16 protein-coding genes are annotated in these 24,866 nt (G+C 40.6%); 9 read left to right on the top strand and 7 right to left on the bottom strand.

The window, feature by feature from the left end; genetic code table 11:
• Nucleotides 1-671 precede the first annotated feature (671 nt).
• Entirely contained in the window at nucleotides 672-5,129 is a 4,458-nt protein-coding gene (gene gltB, locus B1F84_RS08690; RefSeq protein ID WP_131691193.1) for a glutamate synthase large subunit, read from the top strand.
• A gap of 9 nt (nucleotides 5,130-5,138) precedes the next feature.
• A complete protein-coding gene (locus tag B1F84_RS08685) occupies nucleotides 5,139-6,554 on the top strand; it encodes an FAD-dependent oxidoreductase (protein ID WP_131691192.1) in 1,416 nt (471 codons plus the stop codon).
• Between the two features lie 222 nt (nucleotides 6,555-6,776).
• On the opposite strand, the gene B1F84_RS08680 is transcribed toward B1F84_RS08685, so the two are convergent.
• The 4 genes from B1F84_RS08680 to nadK all read right to left on the bottom strand — a co-directional run bounded on the left by B1F84_RS08680 (nucleotide 6,777) and on the right by nadK (nucleotide 10,409).
• Nucleotides 6,777-7,094, bottom strand: coding sequence for a hypothetical protein (locus B1F84_RS08680; protein WP_131691191.1), 318 nt, complete (start codon nucleotides 7,092-7,094; stop codon nucleotides 6,777-6,779).
• 48 nt (nucleotides 7,095-7,142) lie between these two features.
• Nucleotides 7,143-8,816 carry a DNA repair protein RecN gene (gene recN, locus B1F84_RS08675; RefSeq protein ID WP_131691190.1) on the bottom strand — a complete coding sequence of 558 codons (1,674 nt, stop codon included), beginning with the start codon at nucleotides 8,814-8,816 and terminating at the stop codon, nucleotides 7,143-7,145.
• A 75-nt stretch (nucleotides 8,817-8,891) separates the two neighbouring features.
• The gene (locus B1F84_RS08670; RefSeq protein WP_131691189.1) at nucleotides 8,892-9,449 is read right to left on the bottom strand and encodes a hypothetical protein; all 558 of its coding nucleotides are present in this window, start codon (nucleotides 9,447-9,449) and stop codon (nucleotides 8,892-8,894) included.
• 75 nt (nucleotides 9,450-9,524) lie between these two features.
• Entirely contained in the window at nucleotides 9,525-10,409 is an 885-nt protein-coding gene (nadK, locus tag B1F84_RS08665) for an NAD(+) kinase (protein ID WP_008464501.1), read from the bottom strand.
• Nucleotides 10,410-10,576: 167 nt separating this feature from the next.
• Here nadK and B1F84_RS08660 point away from each other — a divergent pair, with 167 nt between their 5' ends.
• On the top strand, nucleotides 10,577-11,542 hold the full coding sequence (locus B1F84_RS08660; protein ID WP_131691188.1) for an HrcA family transcriptional regulator: 966 nt from the start codon (nucleotides 10,577-10,579) through the stop codon (nucleotides 11,540-11,542).
• Between the two features lie 58 nt (nucleotides 11,543-11,600).
• A complete protein-coding gene (gene grpE / locus B1F84_RS08655) occupies nucleotides 11,601-12,212 on the top strand; it encodes a nucleotide exchange factor GrpE (protein ID WP_131691187.1) in 612 nt (203 codons plus the stop codon).
• Between the two features lie 28 nt (nucleotides 12,213-12,240).
• Here the strand turns inward: grpE and B1F84_RS08650 are convergent, their stop codons facing one another.
• Nucleotides 12,241-13,440: a Bcr/CflA family efflux MFS transporter gene (locus tag B1F84_RS08650; RefSeq protein ID WP_131691186.1), complete on the bottom strand. Its 1,200-nt coding sequence runs from the start codon at nucleotides 13,438-13,440 to the stop codon at nucleotides 12,241-12,243.
• 170 nt (nucleotides 13,441-13,610) lie between these two features.
• Between B1F84_RS08650 and B1F84_RS08645 the strand changes: the two genes are divergently transcribed.
• A complete protein-coding gene (locus B1F84_RS08645; RefSeq protein WP_131691185.1) occupies nucleotides 13,611-14,408 on the top strand; it encodes a M48 family metallopeptidase in 798 nt (265 codons plus the stop codon).
• 105 nt (nucleotides 14,409-14,513) lie between these two features.
• Complete coding sequence (locus B1F84_RS08640) at nucleotides 14,514-16,418, top strand: hypothetical protein (RefSeq protein ID WP_131691184.1); 1,905 nt, start codon at nucleotides 14,514-14,516, stop codon at nucleotides 16,416-16,418.
• Nucleotides 16,419-16,498: 80 nt separating this feature from the next.
• Here B1F84_RS08640 and B1F84_RS08635 read toward each other — a convergent pair whose 3' ends face one another.
• A complete protein-coding gene (locus B1F84_RS08635) occupies nucleotides 16,499-17,287 on the bottom strand; it encodes a nucleoside-binding protein (protein WP_205988814.1) in 789 nt (262 codons plus the stop codon).
• Between the two features lie 118 nt (nucleotides 17,288-17,405).
• Nucleotides 17,406-18,719 carry a Na+/H+ antiporter NhaC family protein gene (locus B1F84_RS08630; RefSeq protein WP_131691918.1) on the bottom strand — a complete coding sequence of 438 codons (1,314 nt, stop codon included), beginning with the start codon at nucleotides 18,717-18,719 and terminating at the stop codon, nucleotides 17,406-17,408.
• Between the two features lie 571 nt (nucleotides 18,720-19,290).
• Here B1F84_RS08630 and dapB point away from each other — a divergent pair.
• From dapB to carB, 3 genes are all read left to right on the top strand, one after another.
• Nucleotides 19,291-20,088, top strand: coding sequence for a 4-hydroxy-tetrahydrodipicolinate reductase (gene dapB, locus B1F84_RS08625; protein ID WP_054201103.1), 798 nt, complete (start codon nucleotides 19,291-19,293; stop codon nucleotides 20,086-20,088).
• A gap of 362 nt (nucleotides 20,089-20,450) precedes the next feature.
• Entirely contained in the window at nucleotides 20,451-21,587 is a 1,137-nt protein-coding gene (gene carA, locus B1F84_RS08620) for a glutamine-hydrolyzing carbamoyl-phosphate synthase small subunit (RefSeq protein ID WP_008113125.1), read from the top strand.
• Nucleotides 21,588-21,603: 16 nt separating this feature from the next.
• Entirely contained in the window at nucleotides 21,604-24,822 is a 3,219-nt protein-coding gene (gene carB / locus B1F84_RS08615) for a carbamoyl-phosphate synthase large subunit (RefSeq protein ID WP_055012948.1), read from the top strand.
• Nucleotides 24,823-24,866: the final 44 nt, after the last annotated feature.

Below are 24,866 nucleotides of genomic sequence, written 5' to 3'. Positions count from 1 at the left end.
AATACTGATCAGTGAAATTAAAAATAAGCCAATAGTAAACACTCGAATACCTTAAAGTTTTCATGTGATGTTGTATTTTGAATAACATGTCAATTTTTATCTTATTGAATTTATTGTTTTTTTAACTTTATCCTTTCTGTTTTACATGTCCGCAGACATCAAAAGTGTCCGCTGCGGGCACTTTTTTGATTTGTCTATGGGGGAGGTGGGTTACCTCAACGTAAAGCAAAGCAAGTTGTTAATTAATGCATAACATCAGGATAACGTGTAAATCCATTGAATAAACTATGCGCTAATAGAAGCCGCTGTAATTAAATGTCGTGTGCAGATGAATTACTAATACAGCACAAAAGAGGAAATGGCATATAGTGAATAGTTATTCACCTTTAGCTAGCTTTACGTTTACGTAAACTGCTCGCTGCGCATGTCTTTTGTTTACAAGTTTTTAAAAATAACACCGGTGTCAATCTATTTTTCGATTCGATATCCATGCAGATGTTAATATTTGGCATCGTTTTATGATTTTTAATTAAGTTGAAATATATTCAATATAATGAATATGTATTCATAAAAATATTGACTCAAGAGCGGAATAACGCTAATTTTGATCGTCTGTTAGCAAATCGTCGAGCCGTTCATCCACGTTAACAGCGCAGCAAGGGGAGGAGTCCATGTTATATGACTCAAAACTAGAAAAAGATAATTGTGGCTTTGGCTTAATAGCCCAAGTTAATAACCAAGCGAGTCACCGACTCATTCGTACGGCGATCACCGGTTTAGATCGCATGCAGCATCGCGGTGGTATTTCTGCTGATGGTAAAACGGGTGATGGTTGTGGCTTGTTATTACAAAAACCAGACAGCTTCTTTCGGGCTATTGCTGCCGAGAATAATTGGCATTTAGGTAAAAATTACGCCGTTGGGATGATCTTTCTCAATGCTGATCCGGTACTAGCACAAGCAGCCAAAGATGTTTTAAGCGAAGAACTAGAAAAAGAAACGCTAAATATTTTGGGCTGGCGTGTGGTTCCAACTGATCCATCAATGTTAGGACCTATTGCTCTAAAACAATTGCCAGGTTTTGAACAAATTTTTATTAGTGCGCCAGAAGGTTGGCGTTCTAAAGATTTAGAACGCCGCTTGTATGTTGCACGTCGTCGTGCAGAAAAGCGTCTAATGGATGATGAGGCATTTTATATTGCGAGCTTATCTGGGCTAGTCACCATCTATAAAGGCTTAATGATGCCTGCTGACTTGCCTAATTTTTATCTTGATCTTGCGGATATTCGCATGACTAGTGCTATTTGTGTTTTTCATCAACGCTTCTCTACAAACACACAGCCTCGCTGGCCTTTAGCGCAACCATTTCGTTATTTAGCGCACAATGGTGAAATTAATACTATTGAAGGTAATCGCCAATGGGCACGTGCACGCTCTTATAAATTTGCTTCGCCACTTATTCCTGATTTACAAAGCGCAGCGCCGTTTGTTAATGAGACAGGGTCTGACTCATCTAGCCTTGATAATATGCTGGAGCTATTTTTAGCTGGTGGTATGGATTTATTCCGTGCGATGCGCATGCTAGTGCCGCCAGCATGGCAAAAAAATCGAGCTATGGATGACGACTTACGTGCGTTCTATGATTTTAATTCTATGCATATGGAACCGTGGGATGGCCCTGCAGGCATTGTTATGTCTGATGGGCGCTTTGCAGCCTGTAACCTAGACCGTAATGGTTTGCGTCCAGCGCGTTATATTATTACTCAAGATGGTTTTATTACTTTAGCTTCTGAGGTGGGAATTTGGGATTACACCGCTGACGAGGTGGTAGAAAAAGGACGTGTTGGCCCAGGCGAGCTACTCGTTATTGATACCAAACTCGGAAAAATTTGGCATTCAGATGAAATTGACCAAGATTTAAAATCACGCCACCCCTATAAATCGTGGTTAGAAGAAAACGTTAAGCGCTTAACACCTTTTGAAGCACTGACTGAGCAAGATGCAGGTAATCGCTCATTCGATGATGCAACTCTAGCCAAATATCAAAAGATGTTTGGCTATACTAATGAAGAGCTAGACAGTGTTATTCGTGTTATGGGTGAAAATGGTCAAGAAGCTACCGGTTCAATGGGTGACGATACGCCGTTTGCTGTACTAAGCGAAGGGCATCGTTCACTTTACGATTATTTCCGCCAGAAGTTTGCCCAAGTGACTAATCCGCCAATCGATCCGTTACGTGAAAATCATGTAATGTCGTTGGCAACGTGTATTGGCAGTGAACAAAACGTATTTAATGAAACTACAGGGCATGCTAAACGCCTGCAATTTGATACCCCTATTTTAATGTATGCTGACATGCAGCAGCTACTCAATGCCGATGAAGCACACTACAGTTACTGTAAGATTGACATTACTTACACCATAGAAGAAGGACTTGAAAACGCCGTTAAGCGTGTTTGTGATGAAGCACAAGAAAAAGCAGCATCAGGCTGCATTATGCTGGTATTAACGGATCGTAACTTTGATGACAATCAATTACCTATTCCTGCAGCTATGGCGGTGGGTGCGGTACAAAAACGCTTGGTAGATAATAACTTACGCTGTGAGTCTAACATCATTATTGAAACCGGTAGCGTTCGTGACGCGCATCAATTTGCTGTTCTACTTGGCTTCGGTGCAACCGCAATCTACCCGTATTTAGCGTATGAGTCACTTGTGGCCATGAGCGATAGCAAGGTAATTAATAAGTCATACTGCGAAGTGACACTGGCTTATCGTCAAGCAATTAATAAAGGCTTGTACAAAATCATGTCGAAAATGGGTATTAGCACCGTGGCTTCATATCGTTGTTCGATGTTGTTTGAAGCGGTTGGTCTATCTGACGCGATTGTTGAGATGTGTTTTAAGGGCGTTGCAAGTCGCATAAAAGGGGCGTGTTTCAGCGACTTTGATGATGATCAGCAAAGCTTGCATAAACTGGCGCTTAGTAAACGTAAATTATTAAGCCATGGCGGTTTATTTAAATACGTTCACGGCGGCGAGTATCATGCTTACAACCCTGATGTGATTCAAACGTTACAAAAAGCAGTACGTAGCGGCGAGTATAGTGATTACAGCGAATACGCAAAGCTAGTTAATAACCGTCCAGTCGCGACTTTGCGCGATATGTTGGCTTTAAAACTGCCAGAAAAGGGTATAAGCATTGATGACGTAGAGCCTGCCACTGAGCTTTATAAACGTTTTGATTCTGCAGCGATGAGTATTGGTGCATTATCACCAGAGGCTCATGAAGCACTAGCCATTGCTATGAACCGTTTAGGTGGTTGCTCAAATTCTGGCGAAGGTGGCGAAGATAAACTTCGTTACGGTACAGAAAAAAATTCACGGATTAAACAAGTGGCCTCCGGTCGATTTGGTGTAACACCTCATTATTTACGCAGTGCGGATGTCATTCAAATAAAAGTGGCTCAAGGCGCTAAGCCAGGGGAAGGCGGGCAGTTACCGGGTGAAAAAGTAACGCCTTATATTGCTAAGCTTCGTTACTCTGTACCAGGCGTGACACTAATTTCACCGCCGCCGCATCACGATATTTACTCTATTGAAGATTTAGCCCAGCTTATTTTTGATTTAAAGCAAGTAAATCCAAAGGCACTGATTTCAGTAAAACTGGTATCTGAACCGGGCGTAGGAACAATTGCAACCGGTGTTGCAAAAGCGTATGCCGATCTAATTACTATCTCAGGCTACGATGGTGGCACAGGTGCAAGTCCCTTAACCTCGGTTAAATATGCAGGCAGCCCATGGGAGCTTGGCCTTGCTGAAACGCAACAAGCACTTGTCGAAAATGGCCTTCGTCATCGTATTCGCCTGCAAACAGATGGGGGGTTAAAAACCGGGCTTGATATCATCAAAGCAGCCATTTTAGGCGCTGAAAGTTTTGGTTTTGGTACCGGACCTATGGTGGCGTTAGGCTGTAAATACTTACGAATTTGTCACTTAAATAACTGTGCTACCGGTGTAGCAACTCAAGACGATACATTGCGTCAAAAGCACTATCATGGCTTACCAGAAATGGCGATGAACTACTTTAAGTTTATAGCTCAAGAAGCGCGTGAAATTATGGCAAGTTTAGGTGTTGCAAACCTAACCGATTTGATTGGTCGCTTAGATTTACTCGAAGCCATTGAAGGCAAAACAGCCAAGCAGCAAAAAATAGATTTATCAGCGGTTATCGCTCAGCCAAACAACCCTACGGGTGAAACATTGTTTTGCAGTGCACCAAATAGCTCGCACTATTTAGGTGAGTTAAATGAGAGCTTACTCGGCAAGGCACAAGAGGCAATTGATAACTCAAGCGGTATTTCATTAGTGAGCCGTATATGTAATACCGATAGATCGGTTGGCGCTATGCTTTCTGGTTATATTGCTGATAAGCACGGTAATCAAGGCATGGCTGCAGATCCCGTAGTGATTGAGCTTCATGGTACCGCTGGTCAGTCATTCGGTGTATGGAACGCTGGCGGCCTTGAAATGACTTTAGTAGGTGATGCTAACGATTACGTTGGTAAAGGGATGGCCGGCGGTAAGCTAGTTATTCGCCCACCACTGGGTTCGTCATTTGAAAGCCATAAGGCAACAATCATTGGCAATACCTGTTTATATGGTGCAACTGGCGGTAAATTGTTTGCAGCAGGGTGTGCAGGTGAGCGTTTTGCTGTACGTAACTCGGGTGTGCAAGCGGTGGTTGAAGGCGTTGGTGATAATGGTTGTGAATATATGACCGGTGGCGTGGTATGTGTACTTGGTAATGTAGGGGTTAACTTTGGTGCAGGTATGACCGGTGGTTTTGCTTACATTTTAGATGAACGAGGTGATTTCGAGAAACGCATTAACCCAGAGTTGGTTGAAGTGGTTACTTTAGATGATTTGAGTTCACATCAAGAGCATTTACGCGGCTTAATTGCTGATCATTTAGAACTAACAGGCTCATGCAGAGCAGAAACTATTTTAGCTAATTTTGAACTTTATTTACCGATGTTCAAATTAGTAAAACCTAAATCAAGTGACGTAAAAAGTTTACTCGGGCATCGTGCTCGCAGTAGCGCCGAACTTCGAGTTCAGGCGCAATAAGGGGGCAGTATGAGCGAAAATGTATATCAATTTATAGACGTGCAGCGTGTAGACCCACGCAAAAAACCAATCTCGTCACGTAAAAAATCGTTCGTAGAAATTTATGAACCCTTTTCAGAAAATCAGGTTAATTCACAGGCAGATCGTTGTCTTGATTGCGGTAACCCCTATTGTGAGTGGAAATGCCCAGTACATAACTACATTCCACAATGGTTAAAACTGATCCGTACAGGGCGCATTTTAGAGGCGGCTGAGCTATCGCATCGTACTAACAGTTTGCCAGAAGTGTGTGGTCGAGTATGCCCACAAGATCGCTTATGTGAAGGCTCATGTACATTAGATGAAGAGTTTGGTGCGGTAACAATCGGTAATATTGAAAAATACATCACCGATACCGCGTTCAAAATGGGCTGGAAACCGGACATGTCCTATGTGACATGGACAGATAAAAAAGTGGCGATTATCGGTGCTGGGCCCGCAGGGTTAGGCTGTGCTGATATTTTAGTACGTAATGGCGTAAAGCCTGTGGTATTTGACCGTCACCCAGAAATTGGTGGACTGTTAACCTTTGGTATTCCTTCTTTTAAATTAGAAAAAGAAGTAATGCAAAAACGTCGCGAAATATTTACTGAAATGGGTGTTGAATTTAAGCTAAATGTTGAAGTGGGTAAAGACATTAGCATGGATGAAATACTTAATGAGTATGACGCCGTATTTTTGGGAGTGGGGACTTATCAAAGTATGCGTGCGGGGCTTGAAAACGAAGATGCGCCGGGTGTGCATGATGCACTGCCTTTCTTAATAGGTAACACCAACCGCGTAATGGGCTACGATGAGTCTAAGCAAGCGTGTATTGATATGGTAAATGAAAAAGTCGTTGTGCTAGGTGGTGGTGATACTGCAATGGATTGTGTGCGAACTTCCATTCGTCATAATGCATTAAAGGTGACCTGTGCGTACCGTCGTGATGAAGAAAACATGCCTGGCTCAAAACGTGAAGTAAAAAATGCCAAAGAAGAGGGCGTGATTTTTACTTATAACGTTCAGCCAAAAGGGATTGTCCTTAATGATAAAGGCGCAGTTGCTGGCGTTAAAATGGTAAAAACTCAGCTTGGCGAGGCAGATGAAAACGGCCGTCGTCGTGCTGAAGAAGTCCCCGGATCAGAGCATATTATTGAAGCCACACAAGTGATTATGGCATTTGGCTTTAAGCCTCATAAAATGGACTGGTTAGAAAAATACGATGTAGAAATTAACCACTGGGGCGGTATTAATGCACCCGAGCAAGGTGAATTTACTCATCAAACTACCAATCCTAAAATATTTGCTGGTGGCGATATTGTTCGTGGTTCAGATTTGGTGGTTACCGCTATATTTGAGGGTCGTAACGCGGCAGAAGGCATTATGGATTATTTAAAAGTGTAAAAAATTCTTTTGTTAGAATGGAGTCAAAAGCAAATCTTCGGGTTTGCTTTTTTTATTCTCTTAGTTTTAAAAACAAGGGTAAATATTTATGGTTCACATAGTCGTTGTTTAAGGTCTATAAAAGGGACATAGATTTTGAACTAGCTATTTGCAATTATGAGATTTTACATATAAAAATGCCCGCTATACATAGATTGCGGGCATTTTTAAACGTGCTGTTAGTTAATCCATCGAGAAGTGATCAAGGCTCGGTTTCACTCTGGCTTGTCGACGTTTCACACTTTTATAGCAGATAACGTTACAAACAAGCTGTAGGCCAATAACCAACCAACTAAGTGTTATTAAGCCACTAATAGCTGTACTGCTAAAAACTAACGCAATGGCAATAACAACTTGGATTATGAGTGCCATATTTAAAAAACGATATAAGCCTTGTTTAAATTGTGTGTGTTTAAATTTACTAAACACGGCTAAAAGTATACTGACTATCAGTAGCAGCCAGTTAATTGCTAAGCCAAAATAAATGACCGTCGTTTGCATTAAGGTATCCTCACCGTATCAAGGTAACGCACTATAAAGCGATTAACTTTATCCGTGCGCTTTTATAAGCTCTTTCGCATTTGCTTTAGCTGTTTTGCTAATGTTATCACCACCCAGTAATCGAGCAATCTCATTAACCCTGCCATCTTTATTCAATGCCAGCATATGCGTAAACGTTTCACCGTCTGCGATTTCTTTGGCAACAAAAAACTGCTGATGAGCACTACTGGCCACTTGCGGTAAATGGGTCACACAAATTACTTGCGTAGACTTACCTAGTTGGCGCAGTAGTTTACCAACAGCAGCGGCTGTTGGGCCAGAAATACCGACATCTACTTCGTCAAATATAAGTGTAGGGGTCGTGACTTTTTGCGCAATAATAACCTGAATAGCCAAACTAATTCGTGATAGCTCCCCTCCTGAGGCTACTTTTGCTAAGGGTTGCAATGGTTGCCCAGGATTAGTTGATACTAAAAACGATACATTATCAAAACCTAAGCTATTTGCAGAGCGATCGGTATGCGCTGTAAGGGCTATTTCAAATACGCCATTTTCCATGGATAAATTAGCCATACTTTCACTGATCAAGCCATTTAGCGTGTTGGCGTATTGATGACGACTGGCGCTTAATTCTTCACTAGCCGTTTGATAATCCTCAAGGGCATCTGCAATTTCCCCTTCAAGCTGTTCAAGACGTGAGCTGTTACTGCTGATTGAGTCTAGCTCTTGTGTTATAGATTGATGAAATTCCACTAGCTCTTGTGGCTTTATATGGTGTTTTCTTGCCAAATCCATAGCGCCACTGAGCCTGTTTTCTACTTCGGTTAAGCGAGCAGGATCTAAGTCGGCTTGTTCAGTGTAATTACGTACTTCTCGGCTTGCTTCTTCAACTTGAACAGCGGCTTCAGTTAGTAATGCAGCTACACTGGCTAAGCTTTCATCATAGTGCGCAAGCTCATTAAATTGCTGTGCACTGTGTTGTAAAAGAGAGCATGCATTTTGCTCATCACTTTCGTATAAATGTTGTAGCTCGCGCTGACAAGCTTGCAAAATAGTTTGGCTGTTACTGAGCTTATAATGCTCAGCTTCTATTTGTTCAAATTCATCCGCTTGTAAGGCAAATTCATCAAGCTCCGCCACCTGATATTCTAATAACTGTTTTTGCGCAGCTTGTTGCTGCTGCTGATGTTCCAACTGCTTAAATTCTTTTTGTAAGTCAGCATAACGTTTATAGCGTTGGCTTACAGCATTAACAAGATTATGATGGCCTGCGTAAGCATCAAGTAGCTGTAATTGGTGCTCTGCTTTCAATAGATGCTGATGAGCATGTTGACCGTGTATAGAAATTAAATATTGACCTAACTCTTTTAGCTGTGCGGCGGTAACAGGGCTACCATTAATATAGCTTTTACTGCGGCCATTTTTGCAAACAACTCGACGAAGCAAACATTCGTTATCGTCATTATTTAGCATGTTATCTTCTAAAAAGGCATGAGCGTATGGCAAGTTGGTTAAATCAAATTGCGCACTTACCTCTGCTTTATCAGTGCCTGGGCGCACAGCAGACGCTTCTGCTCGCTCTCCAAGGCACAGTGACAAAGCATCAATAGCAATTGATTTACCCGCACCCGTTTCACCGGTAATAGCGGTCATACCCGAATGCCATTCTGTGCTTAAATTACTTACGATTGCAAAATTTTTAATTTCTAAACCAATTAACATACTGTTCATCCATCCAGTGAATTAACTGTTAATTTATACAGTGTTTTGGTTTTTTGCAAATTAAATTTCTACATTTTAAGCAATGCTCGACTCAGTTAGTGTTTTTTTTTCTTCATCAATAGGGAGGAGTTCAGCATTAAGATCAATATTATCAACTGGTTGTATAATATCTTCAGTTTTTAACTTTAAAATTAGCGTAGGAAGGACTTCTTGGTAAAAGTTTTTATTGTATAAAATACCTTGAGCTGGCAACTCAGCTATAAAATATTGAGTGCTATCGGCAAATGCTTGGCTATTGTTATTTTTGTAGGTTTTTATAAGCTCTTCGGTGAGTATATTAATAAGTTGGTCACATAACGACTCCAACTTAACTAAATTTTCATCGGTATGTGCCTGTACCACAAAAAAGTTACTTACAACGGCTTGAATTCGAGGGAGGTGTTTAGCACTGATGACTTTTGCATCAAGTAACTCGTTTAGTTTTATTTTTAAACGTGATTGAGTACTTGCCACGCGCTCGTTAAACAGCTTTTTCTTTGCTTCAATGGTTTTTTTACGATTACTCTCAATTAGCAAGTAACTGCCAAGTAAAGTAATTAATAATAATAAAGCAAGAAATACTACATAAGTCATTACTACTTTTTCCTGATGGTGTTTAAAAAATCTAGCCCAGTATTTTGCGCTAAAGTTGCATGTTTGGCAATAACATTAATATAAACGGCTACCCCAATTAAGCTTCTTACGTAGCACATTATAATAAGAGTAATTTTTTGGGTGAATTAAGCGTAATTTTTTATCTGCTTTGCGTATAACGACTTCATCACCAGGTAATACGGCAAGTACAACATGACTGTCACAGCTTACCTGTAAGCTATCCGTATTCTCTAAACTAAGTTTTAAACGCACTTCATTATCAGCATCAACCACCAAAGGGCGGCTTGATAAAGTATGTGGAAACATCGGAACCAGTGACATTGCATTGAGCTCCGGTGTTAAAATAGGCCCACCGCCCGATAAAGAATAGGCCGTTGACCCTGTTGGTGTTGATACAATTAATCCATCGGAGCGTTGTGAAAATACAAAATCATCGTTAATAAAAGCTTCAAACTCAATCATGTGTGCTACTTTATCAGCATGGAGCACTGCTTCGTTTACGGCAGAATTAGCGCTTTTAAGTTCGTTATGTCGATACACTTCAACTTCTAATAGAAAACGTTTTTCTTCAATGTAATCGCCGCTGAGTACCTGCTCTAAACTGCCCTCAAATCCTTCTGGATTTAAATCGGTTAAAAAGCCTAAATTACCTCTATTTACACCAATTACGGCTATATCAAAGCGGGCGAGAACCCGTGCAGCACCAAGCATGTTGCCATCGCCCCCGACCACAATCGCTAAGTCGGCACGCTCGCCTAAATCAACGAGCTTTACGAGTTTGTCGCTCGGTACATCACTAAGTTGGCTCCCTGTACGTTTTTCAACAATCACCTCAAAGCCTAAAGCTAATAAAAACGTATGTAATCGTTGTAGAGTAGCGGCTGCATTAGGGTGATTTGGCTTACCGATCAAGCCGATAGTATTAAAGGGAGAGTCCATAATAAATACACTGAAAGTTCTAATATTTGTAGAGTAACCTAAAACAGAAGTGTTTGAAAACATGGATTTTAGTAATACCCAGCGGATTTAATTAATTCACTGTAAAATTTAGATTTATTGTATTTTTTATACTTGAAATAATAATACCTAGCCCCGATATAACAGTCATGCATAAAGATGTAGATAACATGAAACTAAATCCACGAGATCAGCAAATATTTGCCGCTGTTATGAGTATGTACTGTAACGGCGATGGCTTACCTGTGCCGTCAACAAAAATTGCAAAGCAAAAAGGTATGGCGGTCTGTTCTGCTACTGTGCGTAACGCAATGGCACGTCTAGAAAAAATAGGCTTGTTGTATTCACCGCATACATCTGCTGGCCGTGTGCCTACCAATGATGGATTTGACTATTGGTTTGATGAGTTTTTTACACTCAATGATATTGCTAATTATTGGCAACCTGAACAAGCACAATTGGTTGAGCTGGCGCATGGTTTGAGCCAACGTTACCAAGTATGTTGTTGTGTGGGGTTACCGCAAGTTAGAACGCAGCAAGTATTTAGAGTAGAAGTGCTCGACTTCGATGCAAATAACTGGCTTGTATTGTTATTAGACAGAGCAGGGCAGAGCCACAATATTTGCATTAATAAGCCTCACGATCCTAGTGATAACCAACGATACGAGTTTGCAACTTGGCTTAATACGGTTTTTAGCCAACAATCTTTAATTGAAGGGCTTTATCGAATGCAGGCAATGTCGAATACGGCACCGCGCAATTGTCATGACTCTTTAACTCAATGGACGCGTGAACTAAGTCAAAAGTTAGGCTCAGATAACAGTATAGTGGTGGGCGAAAACTACCTTTATAAAAAAATAGATTGTGAGCAAAGCCTCAATATCGGTGTGTCATTTTTGAATTTTGTTGAAGATAAACTCGCATTTAAAAATGGGGTCTCTATTCTCAGTGCTGAAAACTTACCGTTTAGTAGCTGCGATGATCTCATTGTGATCAGTGTGCCGTACTTTCAAAACCAAGAATATCAAAGTCGTTTTTGTGTTATTTGTCCAAAATCAGCGCAATTAGAGAAAATAATCCAAGAATTTAAATTATTAGAGCCATTGAGCTCTTGAATCTTTTTATTCAATCCCCATAATTACCGCAGTTGTAAAGAATTGGAGCATATATTTTATGTCTGAGCAGACACAAAACCCAGAGCAAGAAGTAGAACTGAACGAAGAAGTGGCGCAAATGGAAGCCGACGTTGAGGCGGCAGTTGAAGCAGCAGAACAACATGCTGAGCAAGAGCAAAGCCCTGAAGCAGAAATTGCTATGTTATATGCTGAGCTTGAAACTGCAAAACAAACTATTGCAGATCAAAAAGATAGTGTAGTTCGCGCTGCTGCAGATGTGGACAATATGCGCCGTCGCGCTGCACAAGATGTAGAAAAAGCACACAAATTTGCACTAGAAAAATTTGCTAATGAATTACTCCCTGTTATTGACAACTTAGAGCGTGCTATTGAGTTTTCTGATAAAGAAAATGAAACGCTTAAGCCTTTACTAGAAGGCATTGATATGACAGTGAAAAGCTTTAACGATGCGGTGGCTAAATTTGGCGTTGAAATTGTAAATCCACAAGGTGAACAGTTTAATCCAGATTTTCATCAAGCAATGTCAATTCAACCAAGCAACGATGTAAGCCCAAATACTGTTTTAGCAGTAATGCAAAAAGGCTACACGTTAAATGGTCGTTTATTACGCCCTGCAATGGTAATGGTATCTAAAGCCGCTGACGCTTAATTAAGACTATGATTTAAAAAATGCCCCATTACGAGGCATTTTTTTTGTCCGTAAAGTAATGTATTAACTGCACCAGTATTGTGAGTACCACCGCGCTAAACATTAAACTAGAAAATGGAACGGCACTTTGTGCGTGCAGAATAGCTAATATAGGGCCTACTAATGCACCACTTCCAAAACGCAGTGTGCCAATAACTGCGGTTGCAGTTCCTGTGTTTTGTTCAAACTTCATTAAAATTAAAGAGTCTGCATTACTGGCTATAATACCTAAGCTCATCATTAAAGGAGCAATTGCAGCCACAATAAAGTAAAGCGACAAATGTAATGCACTAAAGCTCAATAATGCCGCACCTGAGATAAAACCACACACTAAGCCGTAATAAAGCATTTTACGAGAGCCAATACGCGGTACAACGCGAGTGTTTAAAAAGTTACCAAACATCAGCGCCATTACATTAAAAGCGAATAGCAGGCCAAACAATTGTTCTGATACTTTAAATAAGTCGAGATAGATATAAGGCACCGAGGTTAAAAAGCAAAAAAAGCCAAACGACACAAACATCGAGCTTAAAATATCAGCGCGAGCATGTGGGTTACTTAATACTACTTTGTAACTTGAAAAGAATAGCGCTAACCCTTTTCGATCATTTTTAAATATCGGGATATCAATTAAGTAACGCTGCACAAAAAGTAAAATTATAAAACTATAAGCCGCTAAAACAATAAAAATAGTCGACCAAACTGAAAAGCCTAAAATAACAGAGCCAATAGAGGGGGCAAGTAATGGGGCTATCATCATGATCATAGACACGTACGACATACCCTTAGCAGTATTTTTTTGATATATGTGCCTTATTATCCCCGGAACCACAACCGTGGCAGCTGCCCCAGTAAATGCCTGTACAGCCCGTAGCACCCAAAAAGTATGCACTTCAGTGGTAAATGCCAATGCGAGTGAACTTAAGCCAAATAAACTGAGTCCTATTCGCGCTAGTTTACGCCTGCCAATTTGATCGGCTATAGGGCCAAAAAACAACATGCCCAGTGCATAACCTGCTAAATAGATACTCAACGAGATTTGAACATTTGGCATGCTAGTATTGAGATCGTTGGCAATTACCAGCATAGCCGGTAAGTACATATCGATGGCTAAAGGCGTGATTGCCACAATACTGGCTAATAAAGGCAATAAAATACGGGTATTAAAAGAAGAAGCCGAAGCGCTCATTTAAAAACTCAAAACAACGAATATAGGGTGGGCAGTATAGCAGGGCAATGGCGTTGGATAAACTTAGTTCGCCTGCTAACTTAATTGTTTAATCGCAAAAAGCAAAGATTTTAAACTAACACCGCGTTTGCTATTCTATACTTAATAAAACAATGATCTAGGGTAACATAATGAAGAAATTGGTTTTGGCAGTACTTGCCAGTGCAGTATTAGTAGGTTGTAAAACATCACCAACTGGGCGTACGCAAATTGCGCTTTACTCAGATCAACAAATGAGTCAAATGGGCACTGCCAGTTTTGCAGAGATGAAAAAAACGCAGCCGGTAAACAAAGACCCAAAAGTAAATAGTTACGTCAATTGTATTGCTGAAAAAGTAGTGGCTGTCCTACCTTCTCAATATGCATCTCAAAATTGGGAAGTGGTGGTATTTGAAGATGAATCAGCCAATGCATTTGCACTACCCGGCGGTTATATTGGGGTGCACACTGGGCTATTAAAAATAGCCACAAACCAAGATCAGGTTGCCACTGTTTTAGGCCATGAGGTCGGTCATGTGATTGCAGAGCACTCAAATGAACGCGTTTCACAAAGCTCTATTTTACAAACAGGAATGCAATTAGGCAGTGCTGCGCTTGAAATGGGCAACGTGCAATACCGCAATGAAATTATGCAAGGCCTAGGCCTAGGCGCTCAATATGGTGTTGTTTTACCATTTAGTCGTTCTCATGAGACAGAAGCTGACGTTATTGGTTTAGATTTAATGGCGCAAGCAGGTTTCAACCCTAAAGAGTCTGTTACGCTTTGGCAAAATATGAGTCAAGCGGGCAGTGGGGCAACGCCAGAGTTTTTATCAACTCACCCAGCACCAACGAGCCGTATTGCAAATTTACAGTCTCAAATGAGTAAAGCGCTTAGTGAGCAAAAAGCAGCTAAGGCAAAAGGTAATAACCCGCAGTGTAAGCTTTAACAAAACCTTATAAGCTCGTTTAACATTAGTTTGCGAGCTTAATCAAACTAACTTGTAAATGAAAACATGTGGTTTGAAGTAGGCCAAAAATAGGAAGATTCAAGGATGAAAAAAATAGTTGTAATCATTAGCGTTGTTTTGATCAGTTTAGTTATATTTTTTAGTATATTACCCAGTAAGCGTCAAAATTCAATCCTGCTTGCACCAACAGAAGCCAATGTTGATATTAAAAAGCCAAAAGCTAATTTCGGGAATAACATAAACGCCAAAAACATTTATGTTAAACAGCCATTTCCTACTGATATCCCGAATGAGGAACAATGCAAAGAGCTAAATTATAAGCAGTATAAGTTACGAGATAATAATGAACGTGATATTGAGCTAAAAGCATCACAAGCATTTAAAAACGGGTATACAGCAAAGCAGGTCGCCGAGGCAATATGGTTTTCGAGTTACTGGTCAGTGGCTAAAACTTGGTACGATAAAGCAGCATTAGCAGAGTCAGTTGAAAAGTTGTTTCCGATTTTACAATCAATACCGAATAGTGAAAGATTAATCGCTCAATACGATTATGTTAACGCACCTGACTTAAACATAACAACTGTTGTTGATTACACTGACCTTTTGGATATACTTTGGAAAAACTTGCCCACAGATACGATTTACAAAAAGGTCAGCTCAACAAATACCTCTGCCGTTGAAATTTTTAACGAAATTGAACGGACTTTTTCAGAAATCCCATATGATGTACTTAACAATAATCAACTTTCTCCTTTAAATTCAATTTTAAATCTGTTGTTGACTAAACAGCAGCTACAATCCGCTATCATGCTTTTGCAGCGTTACCCTGATTTAAAGTTATCAGATGTAAGCTTTGATAATAAATTAGCATTGAATTTTCTCACTATTATAGGTGGTGAAGATTATGAAATTACTAATCCAACAGAGCATAAATTGTTCCTAACTCTTTTAGGGTTATTAGAGAAGCAGGTTTTTTATCAAAAAATCACACACCCTTGGTTTAGTAACGAAAAGGTCAATAAGGGGGTTGAGAAATTAAATAACGAAGGGATCGTCATTAAAATCGCTTTAATCGATGACATAGAGAAACCGAACCCTATATTGCAATTGAATATAAAAGAAAACAATTTAACTGACGAGCAACAACTGGACCTCAAGAAGTGTCAATCAACGAAGGATTGGTTTACAAGCCGTGAATTAACACCCAATGAAATTGAAACATTTAAAGACCAGCCTTTTATTGCAAAGATAAAATCTTCACCTGAGTTTAAGCACTGCAAAAATAAACAAGCTTTACAAAACCTACCGTTAATAAAAAGTCAATTTACTGCAGCGAGTAAGATAATTAATCAAGCAATTGGTAATCAAAACACCTCATTGCAAGAACTCGATTTAGAAACCTTAGATTTACCTGCTTTGTTACCTGAAACAAAATCTATATTAGCAGTTATTATTGCTCGAGATTACCTCCAAGCAACTAGCTTAAATGAGCAAGAAATTATAGCTAGACTAAGTAATGTTGGTTTGAAACCGTTAAGTAGTCATTCGGAATTGTTAGGAGGATTCGCAGGATTAAAAGGATTAACTTTGTGGCTTAATTCATTAAATTTCGAGCAGTTAAAGGATGCGCAGATTTTATTGAATAGGTTTTCAGCTGAAGGCGTTTTTGAACCCTTCGCTATATTAAACACTAGGCTGGGTGGCGTTGCTTATGATAATAAAAATGAATTGGATCCTCTTTATTTCTTTATCCAAAATTATTCAGAACTTTCTATTCATTCCGGTGATCCAATGACCTATGAAAATAAGAAAAATAAAGCATTTATAAACTTTTTTACTCGCAATGGAGCTCACATTGAATCGCAACACCTTCGAGCTGCATTTGCCCTCAAAATCCACTCTAAAAAAAGCTATGATCGTCTTCTAACTCACTTTCCTGAGTTAGAAGTAAAGAGCGGGGACGACTACTTCTCAGTTAATTGCCGGTAGGTTAATGCTTGGATAAAACATGTATTTTTTTGAACTTAAAAAGTGCGAAATGGTTCGCACTTTTTAATTTGTTTTGTTCTTTAAAAGGTCCATTCTAAATGAATTTGCGGTACTGATTCGCTAACATCAGTACCAAATTTATTGTGCCAGTATTGCCATTCCATACCTAACAGTAAAGTATTTTCTTTCATTTCTAGCGCATGTCCCATATCCCATACAATAATAGGTTGGGCTAAAAACCAAGCACGTACATCATTACCAAACTCATCTTTACGCTCAGCAATATATTCTGCATGGCCTTTTACGTTAAACTTTTGCGAGCCAATCATGAACGGGTAATCAAAGGCTACATCAAACATCCAGCTATTGGTTTCAATAGGTGCACCGCCTTTTGCAACGCCTTCGCTATCATCAATGTATGCACTAATAAGAGTTGAAAAGAAATTAAAACCTGGTACATCCCAGCTTAATTTCACACCCGGTAAATATTTAACAACTTTAGCATTGCCTGCAGCATTAATACCCATAGTTAGGCCAACATCAACAAGCGCCCCTGACGCTACTTTTTCGTCCATAACGGCTGATAAGCTAAGCGTAGAGTAACCTTCAAAATAGAAGTCTTGATCTTGGAAGCCATCATCGTTGCTGTCGGTACTGTAATCAATAAAGAAAAAGTTATCGCCATAATCATGGCCAGAAGCATGTTCGATTGAGTAAACCGTGGTGCTAGATTTTTGTTCAGTGAACGGGTTTTTGTGACTGCCGTTGTTAATATGAAGCGCAGTGTTGCTCCAATTAGCTGCGGTAGCTGTTGAACTTAAGGCACATGCACTTAGTGCAACGAGAGGAAGTAAGTTTTTAATTTTCATAACCATATTTTATGTGACACGCTGAATATCACATTATAGCAAACACGGTTAATTTGTTAATTATTTATTGTTATAAACAGTGTATTAGCATGCAGCTAATACACTGTTTAAACAAGATTTAAGCTTTATTACGACGTAAGCAAATAACCGCAATCGCGGTAAAAGCTAAAATAAAGCAGTAGTAAGATGAGGTTGAAACATCCCATGGGCTAATTTTAAATGTAGCACCGAGTAATAATGCCTGTGCGCCATAAGGCAAAGACCCCTGCGTTACACAGGCAAAAATATCTAATAAACTGGCAGAACGTTTACCACTAATTTCACCATCGTCAGCTAACTTTTTAGCAATCGGGCCTGTTACAATAATAGACACTGTGTTGTTAGCAATACACATATTGCTGGTTAGTACTAATGCAGCTATCCCTAACTGATCAGCCACTTTACGGTGCCATTTTGCAATGACCTTAGTAATCGCTTGAATTTTTTGCGCGATGTAGTCGAGGCCGCCATTAATACGAATAAACTCAGAGAGGCCACCAATAAACATAGACAGTAAAAATATTTCCTGCATTTCGCTAAAGCCTTTGTAAATATCTTTTACAAAGCTGGCACCTTCATAGCTACCGGTAAAGCCCATTAGTGCGGCAAATACAATACCGCTTAATAGCACTACAAACACATTAAAGCCCATTACCGCCAAGACTAAAATAAAGGCATAAGGAAGTACTAATAAAATATCGTAGTCTTTGGTATCAACTACTTGTGCTGCAGGCGTTAAAAACAATAGCAATGCAATAGTAAGGATAGCGGCCGGAACAGCAATTTTAAGGTTTTCTTTAAACTTATCTTTCATTTCACAACCTTGCGTACGGGTAGCAGCAATCGTGGTGTCAGAAATTATTGATAAGTTATCACCAAACATAGCGCCAGATACAATGGTACCGGCCATTAAAGCAGGATCAATTCCTGTTTTTATGGATACCGCATAGGCAATTGGGCCAATAGCACCGATAGTTCCCATTGACGTACCCATCGCAGTAGAAATAACCGCCGCTATTAAAAACAAACCAGGCAGTAATAATGAAGGAGGTATAAGTGAAAGACCAGCATTAACAACCGCATCCACACCGCCGGTTGCACCTGCAACCGCCGAAAAAGCACCCGCTAGTAAGTAAATAAGGCACATGGTAATAATATTGTTATTACCCACACCTTTAATAAAGGTTTCTACACTTTGATTAATACTGGCTTTATTTAAAATAAAGGCTAAAACAATCGCGGGTAAAATAGCGACCGGTGCTGGGAGTTGATAAAATGCATAATCAACCCCTTGAGATTGCAAATATAAGCCTGAGCCTAAAAAAATAGCAACAAAGGTGAGTAGGGGGAGCAAAGAAAATCTTGCTTTATTTTTATCAAATGATGGCTGCATCATAATCCTCGTTAATTATTCATAGCAATCGAAACCGATTGATATATTAAACAGCCAAAGCATCCCTCTTTTAGCTGAATTTAGTTGTTTGTTTTACTATCTAACCAGATAAGTAACTCAACAGCGCCCGCAAGCCAAAGACCAAATCGGCGCAAAAAAGGAAGTTTAAATGTATAGATGGCTAAATGCAAAGACTATCTGTTATTATTATGAGGGTCTGTTGATCTTTCAAGGTTAAATTTGCAGCAGTCTGTTTGGTATTTAGGCAAGGCAGAGCCTATGTGGTGTGGTTGTTCCCCATAAATAGGCGATAACGCAGCATCAATGCCAAACAGGCGCTGCCCGAAGGGTTCTGCCTAGGGGCGATTTACTCTTTGTTGCTCGGTTTTTACTTAGCCCACTAGGTTACAAACCTCGCGCCACGATTAAACCGCTCCTAGTTTGAACAAATTTTAATCCGCAAAGGTCAACAGACCCTAAAATAATCGAAGCTTTTTAATAAGCTTTCCTGACTATTACATGAGTTTTAGATAAAATCTAGCTAACTAAAAAATACATAGGTTGTAAAAAGATGAATCGAGTAGGTGTATTTGGTGCAAATGGTCGAATGGGACTGGCACTTGTAGAAGCAGCAACAATTAATAAAAATTCACAATTAGCTGCGGCCTATGTACGCAGTCAGTCACCGTTATTAGACTTGCCAGTTAATCAGCTTAACAGCGCAGCGGCAAAAGAGATTAAGTTTAGCAGTGAACAGCAGGTTGAAAATGTAGATGTGCTTATAGATTTTACTTTGCCTGAAGGCATGAGAAATCATTTAAAAACAGCCGTTGCGCAAAAAACACCTATGGTAATTGGCACCACTGGCTTAACTCACGACGATATGGCGCTATTAACTGATGCCGCTAAACATATCCCGATTGTATTTGCGCGTAATTATAGCGTGGGTGTAAATTTACTGCTTAACTTAGTGCAAACGGCAGCGACAAAATTAGGTGATGATTTAGATATAGAAATATTTGAAGCGCATCATCGTCATAAAATAGATGCGCCATCGGGCACAGCATTAGCTATTGGCGAGTCGATTGCACAGGCAAAAGGGTGGGATCATGATGAGGTTGCTGTTTATGATCGTAACAATATAGAGCAAGCCAAATCACAAAATGAAATTGGCTATTCGGTGCTAAGAGGCGGCGATATAGTAGGTGAACACACGGCCTACTTCGCTACAATGGGCGAAAGACTCGAATTAACCCATAAAGCAAGTTCGCGAATGACCTTCGCACTAGGTGCTATAAGAGCTGCGCAGTGGTTGAAAAATAAACCGGCAGGACTTTATGACATGCAAGATGTACTCGATTTGAAGTAGTTAAGTTCCTTTTTTAACGCTTTGGGGTGGTTTTTTGCTATAACCACTTATTTATTGCAATTTACTAATTAGCGTTAGACCTAAAAGCCAACTTCATGTAGAATGCAGCCAATTTGCCAAAAATTACTAAATGCGTGTTTCCAATTATACTCATGTGGTTAGCAAAACCGGGGTTTGTGTGGGAATGAAAAGAGTTTTAGGCAAGAAAAATGAATGAAGGTTTAGTGGTTTACATCGGCATCATTTAAGACTGCGTAAAACAATTTAAGCTCACAGAAATCAGGTTTTGACCAATTATTTGGGTATTGGCGGGGTGTTAAGCAATTTGCTTACTCCCGTTTTTTACTGTTAGGAGGTTTAACTTGACTAAATCCGCTCTGTTAGTCCTAGAAGACGGCACAGTGTTTCGCGGTACTGCAATCGGCGCTGACGGCATGTCAGTCGGTGAAGTAGTATTCAATACGTCTATGACTGGTTATCAAGAAATTTTGACTGATCCATCGTACGCGGAACAAATCGTAACTTTGACGTACCCACATATCGGTAATACGGGTACCAACAGCGAAGACGAAGAAGCGAGTCACATTTGGGCTAAAGGCCTAGTGATCCGTGATTTGCCACTGCTAGCGAGTAATTTTCGTAACGAGCAATCGTTAGATGATTACTTAAAAGAACGTAATATTTTAGGTATTGCGGACATCGACACCAGAAAACTAACCCGTATTTTGCGTGATAAAGGCGCACAAAATGGCTGTATCGTTGCCGGTGACGAACTAGACGAGAAAAAAGCGCTTGAAGCTGCGCAAGCCTTCCCAGGCTTAAAAGGCATGGATTTAGCAAAAGTTGTCTCAACCAAGGAAAATTTTGAGTGGCGCGAATCAAGCTGGACATTAGGCGAAGGGTTTAAAACCTTACACGCTGATGATGAAAAGTTTCATGTTGTAGCCTATGACTTTGGTGTTAAACGTAATATCTTACGTATGCTTGTTGATCGTGGCTGTAAACTGACGGTTGTTCCAGCACAAACCTCTGCCGCTGACGTACTAGCCTTAAACCCAGATGGTATTTTCTTATCAAACGGCCCTGGCGATCCTGAGCCATGTACTTATGCCATTGATGCAATTAAAACCTTTTTAGAAACCGACACGCCAATTTTTGGTATTTGTTTAGGGCATCAACTACTAGCACTTGCCTCAGGTGCTAAAACAGTAAAAATGAAGTTTGGCCACCATGGTGGTAACCACCCAGTTAAAGATCTTGACCGCGATGTTGTAATGATCACTGCACAAAACCACGGTTTTGCTGCAGATGAAGCCACATTACCAGATAACTTACGTGCTACGCACAAATCGTTATTTGACGGTACATTACAAGGTATTCACCGTACAGATAAACCAGCGTTTAGCTTCCAAGGTCATCCTGAAGCAAGTCCTGGTCCGCACGATGCAGCCCCATTATTTGACCACTTCATCGACTTGATGCAAGCGCGTAACCACTAATTTAACCGGAGTAATAATGCCAAAACGTACCGATATAAAAAGCATTCTTATCTTAGGCGCAGGCCCAATTGTAATTGGTCAAGCTTGTGAATTTGACTACTCTGGTGCTCAAGCGTGTAAAGCACTAAGAGAAGAAGGCTATAGAGTTATATTAGTTAACTCAAACCCAGCCACTATCATGACTGATCCAGAAATGGCCGATGCAACATACATCGAACCAATTCACTGGGAAGTGGTAGAAAAAATTATTGAAAAAGAAAAGCCAGATGCTGTACTGCCTACAATGGGTGGTCAAACGGCATTAAACTGTGCGCTTGATTTAGATAAGCACGGTGTATTGGCAAAGCATGGCGTTGAGCTTATTGGCGCAACAGCCGATGCAATCGATAAAGCAGAAAACCGTGAGCGTTTTGATGTTGCTATGCGTAACATCGGCCTTGAATGTCCACGTGCTGAAATTGCCCATTCAATGGATGAAGCTCGCGATACCATGACCCGAATCGGCTTACCGTGTATTATTCGTCCTTCTTTCACAATGGGCGGCACCGGTGGCGGGGTGGCTTACAACATGGAAGAGTTTGAAGAAATTTGTGAGCGCGGTTTAGACCTTTCACCAACCAGCGAGTTATTAATTGATGAGTCGTTAATTGGTTGGAAAGAATACGAAATGGAAGTTGTTCGTGACAAAAAAGACAACTGTATTATCGTCTGTTCTATTGAAAACTTTGACCCAATGGGTGTGCACACAGGTGACTCAATCACGGTTGCACCAGCACAGACATTAACCGACAAAGAATACCAAATTATGCGTAATGCCTCTATGGCCGTATTGCGTGAGATTGGTGTTGAAACCGGTGGTTCAAACGTACAATTTGGTGTAAACCCTGTTGATGGTCGTATGGTTATCATTGAAATGAACCCGCGTGTATCACGTTCATCAGCGCTTGCATCTAAAGCAACAGGCTTCCCGATTGCTAAAATTGCAGCAAAATTGGCTGTAGGTTACACCCTTGATGAGCTTCAAAACGATATTACTGGCGGTAAAACACCAGCATCGTTTGAACCTTCAATCGATTACGTGGTAACAAAAATTCCTCGCTTTAACTTTGAAAAATTTGCCGGTGCAAACGACCGTTTAACAACGCAAATGAAATCAGTGGGCGAAGTAATGGCGATTGGTCGTAACCAACAAGAGTCATTACAAAAAGCATTACGTGGTTTAGAAGTAGGCGCAACGGGCTTTAACCCAATTGTGGCGCTTGACGACCCGAAAGCAAAAGAAAAAATCATTCGTGAATTACGTGAGCCAGGTGCAGAGCGTATTTGGTACATTGCCGATGCAATGCGCCATGGTATGAGTGTTGAAGATGTGTTCGAACTGACTAAGATTGACCCTTGGTACTTAGTACAAATTGAAGATATCTTAAAAGACGAAGCTAAAATTTCAGAAGTCGGTATGGCTGGCTTAAATGCAGACTTCTTGCGTAAACTTAAACGCAAAGGGTTTGCCGATCCGCGTATTGCAGAAATTGCCGGTGTATCAGAAGCTGAAATTCGTAAAAAGCGCCATCAACTCAATATTGTACCTGTGTACAAACGCGTTGATACGTGTGCTGCAGAATTTAGCTCAGACACGGCTTACATGTACTCATCTTACGATGAAGAGTGTGAAGCTAACGCATCTGACCGTGATAAAATCATGGTAATTGGTGGCGGACCTAACCGTATTGGTCAAGGTATTGAATTTGATTACTGTTGTGTTCATGCAGCGCTTGCGCTTCGCGAAGACGGTTACGAAACTATTATGGTTAACTGTAACCCTGAAACGGTTTCTACCGATTACGACACATCAGACCGTTTATACTTCGAACCAATTACGCTTGAAGACGTACTAGAAATTGTACGTGTTGAAAAGCCAAAAGGCGTTATCGTGCAGTACGGTGGTCAAACACCACTTAAACTAGCGCGTGAGCTTGAAGCTAACGGTGTGCCTGTAATTGGTACTTCACCTGATGCCATTGACCGTGCAGAAGACCGTGAGCGTTTCCAACAACTTGTTGAGCGTTTAGACTTACTGCAACCAGAAAATGCGACGGTTACCTCTACTGAAGAAGCACTACTTAAATCAGTTGAAATTGGTTTCCCACTGGTAGTACGTCCTTCATACGTATTAGGTGGTCGTGCGATGGAAATTGTATACGATGAGCAAGACTTACGTCGTTACATGACCGAAGCCGTATCTGCATCAAATGAAGCGCCAGTATTACTAGACCGTTTCTTAGATAACGCGATAGAAGTTGACGTTGACGCAATTTGCGACGGCGAGCAAGTGATTATTGGCGGCATCATGGAGCATATTGAACAAGCAGGCGTTCACTCTGGTGACTCAGCATGTTCATTACCAGCTCACTCGCTAACGCAAGAAGTGCAAGATGTGATGCGTAAGCAAGTAACTGATATGGCACTTGAACTTGGCGTAGTGGGTTTGATGAATACGCAGTTTGCGGTTAAAGATGGCAAAGTGTATCTAATCGAAGTAAACCCACGTGCAGCACGTACAGTTCCATTTGTATCTAAAGCAACGGGTGTAGCACTTGCAAAAGTAGCGGCGCGTTGTATGGCGGGTCAATCTTTAGCAAGCCAAGGCATTACTAAAGAAGTGATTCCACCTTACTACAGCGTAAAAGAAGTGGTATTGCCATTTGCTAAGTTCCAAGGTGTGGATCCTATCCGTGGACCTGAAATGCGCTCAACGGGTGAAGTAATGGGTGTTGGTGATACTTTCGCCGAAGCGTTTGCAAAAGCACAATTAGGTGCAAGCAACACTTTACCACGTGGTGGTCGCGCGTTACTATCTGTACGTAATAGCGATAAGCCACGTATTGTAGAACTAGCAAAAACTATGACAGACCTTGGTTTTGAGCTAGACGCAACAGGTGGGACAGCTGCTGCACTTGAAGATGCTGGAATTACGGTTCGCCGTGTAAATAAAGTATACGAAGGTCGTCCGCACATTCTTGATAGAATCAAAAATGGCGAGTATAGCTATATCGTTAATACCACCGAAGGTCGCCAAGCGATTGAAGATTCGAAGGTGTTACGTCGTGGTGCATTGCAGCACAAAACCAATTATACTACGACATTGAATGCGGCATTTGCTAACTGTACTGCTAACCAAGCAGATGACCGCAGTAAAGTGACGTCTGTTCAAGAACTACACCTGCGATTGAACTAAGGAAATGTGCCAAGGCCATAACCATGGCCTTGGGATTAAGTGAG

The organism is Pseudoalteromonas sp. DL-6 (assembly GCF_004328665.1).
GTDB lineage: Bacteria > Pseudomonadota > Gammaproteobacteria > Enterobacterales > Alteromonadaceae > Pseudoalteromonas.
The sequence above is the reverse complement of the archived record's forward strand: the minus strand, read 5'-3'. Positions and strand labels throughout refer to the sequence as shown.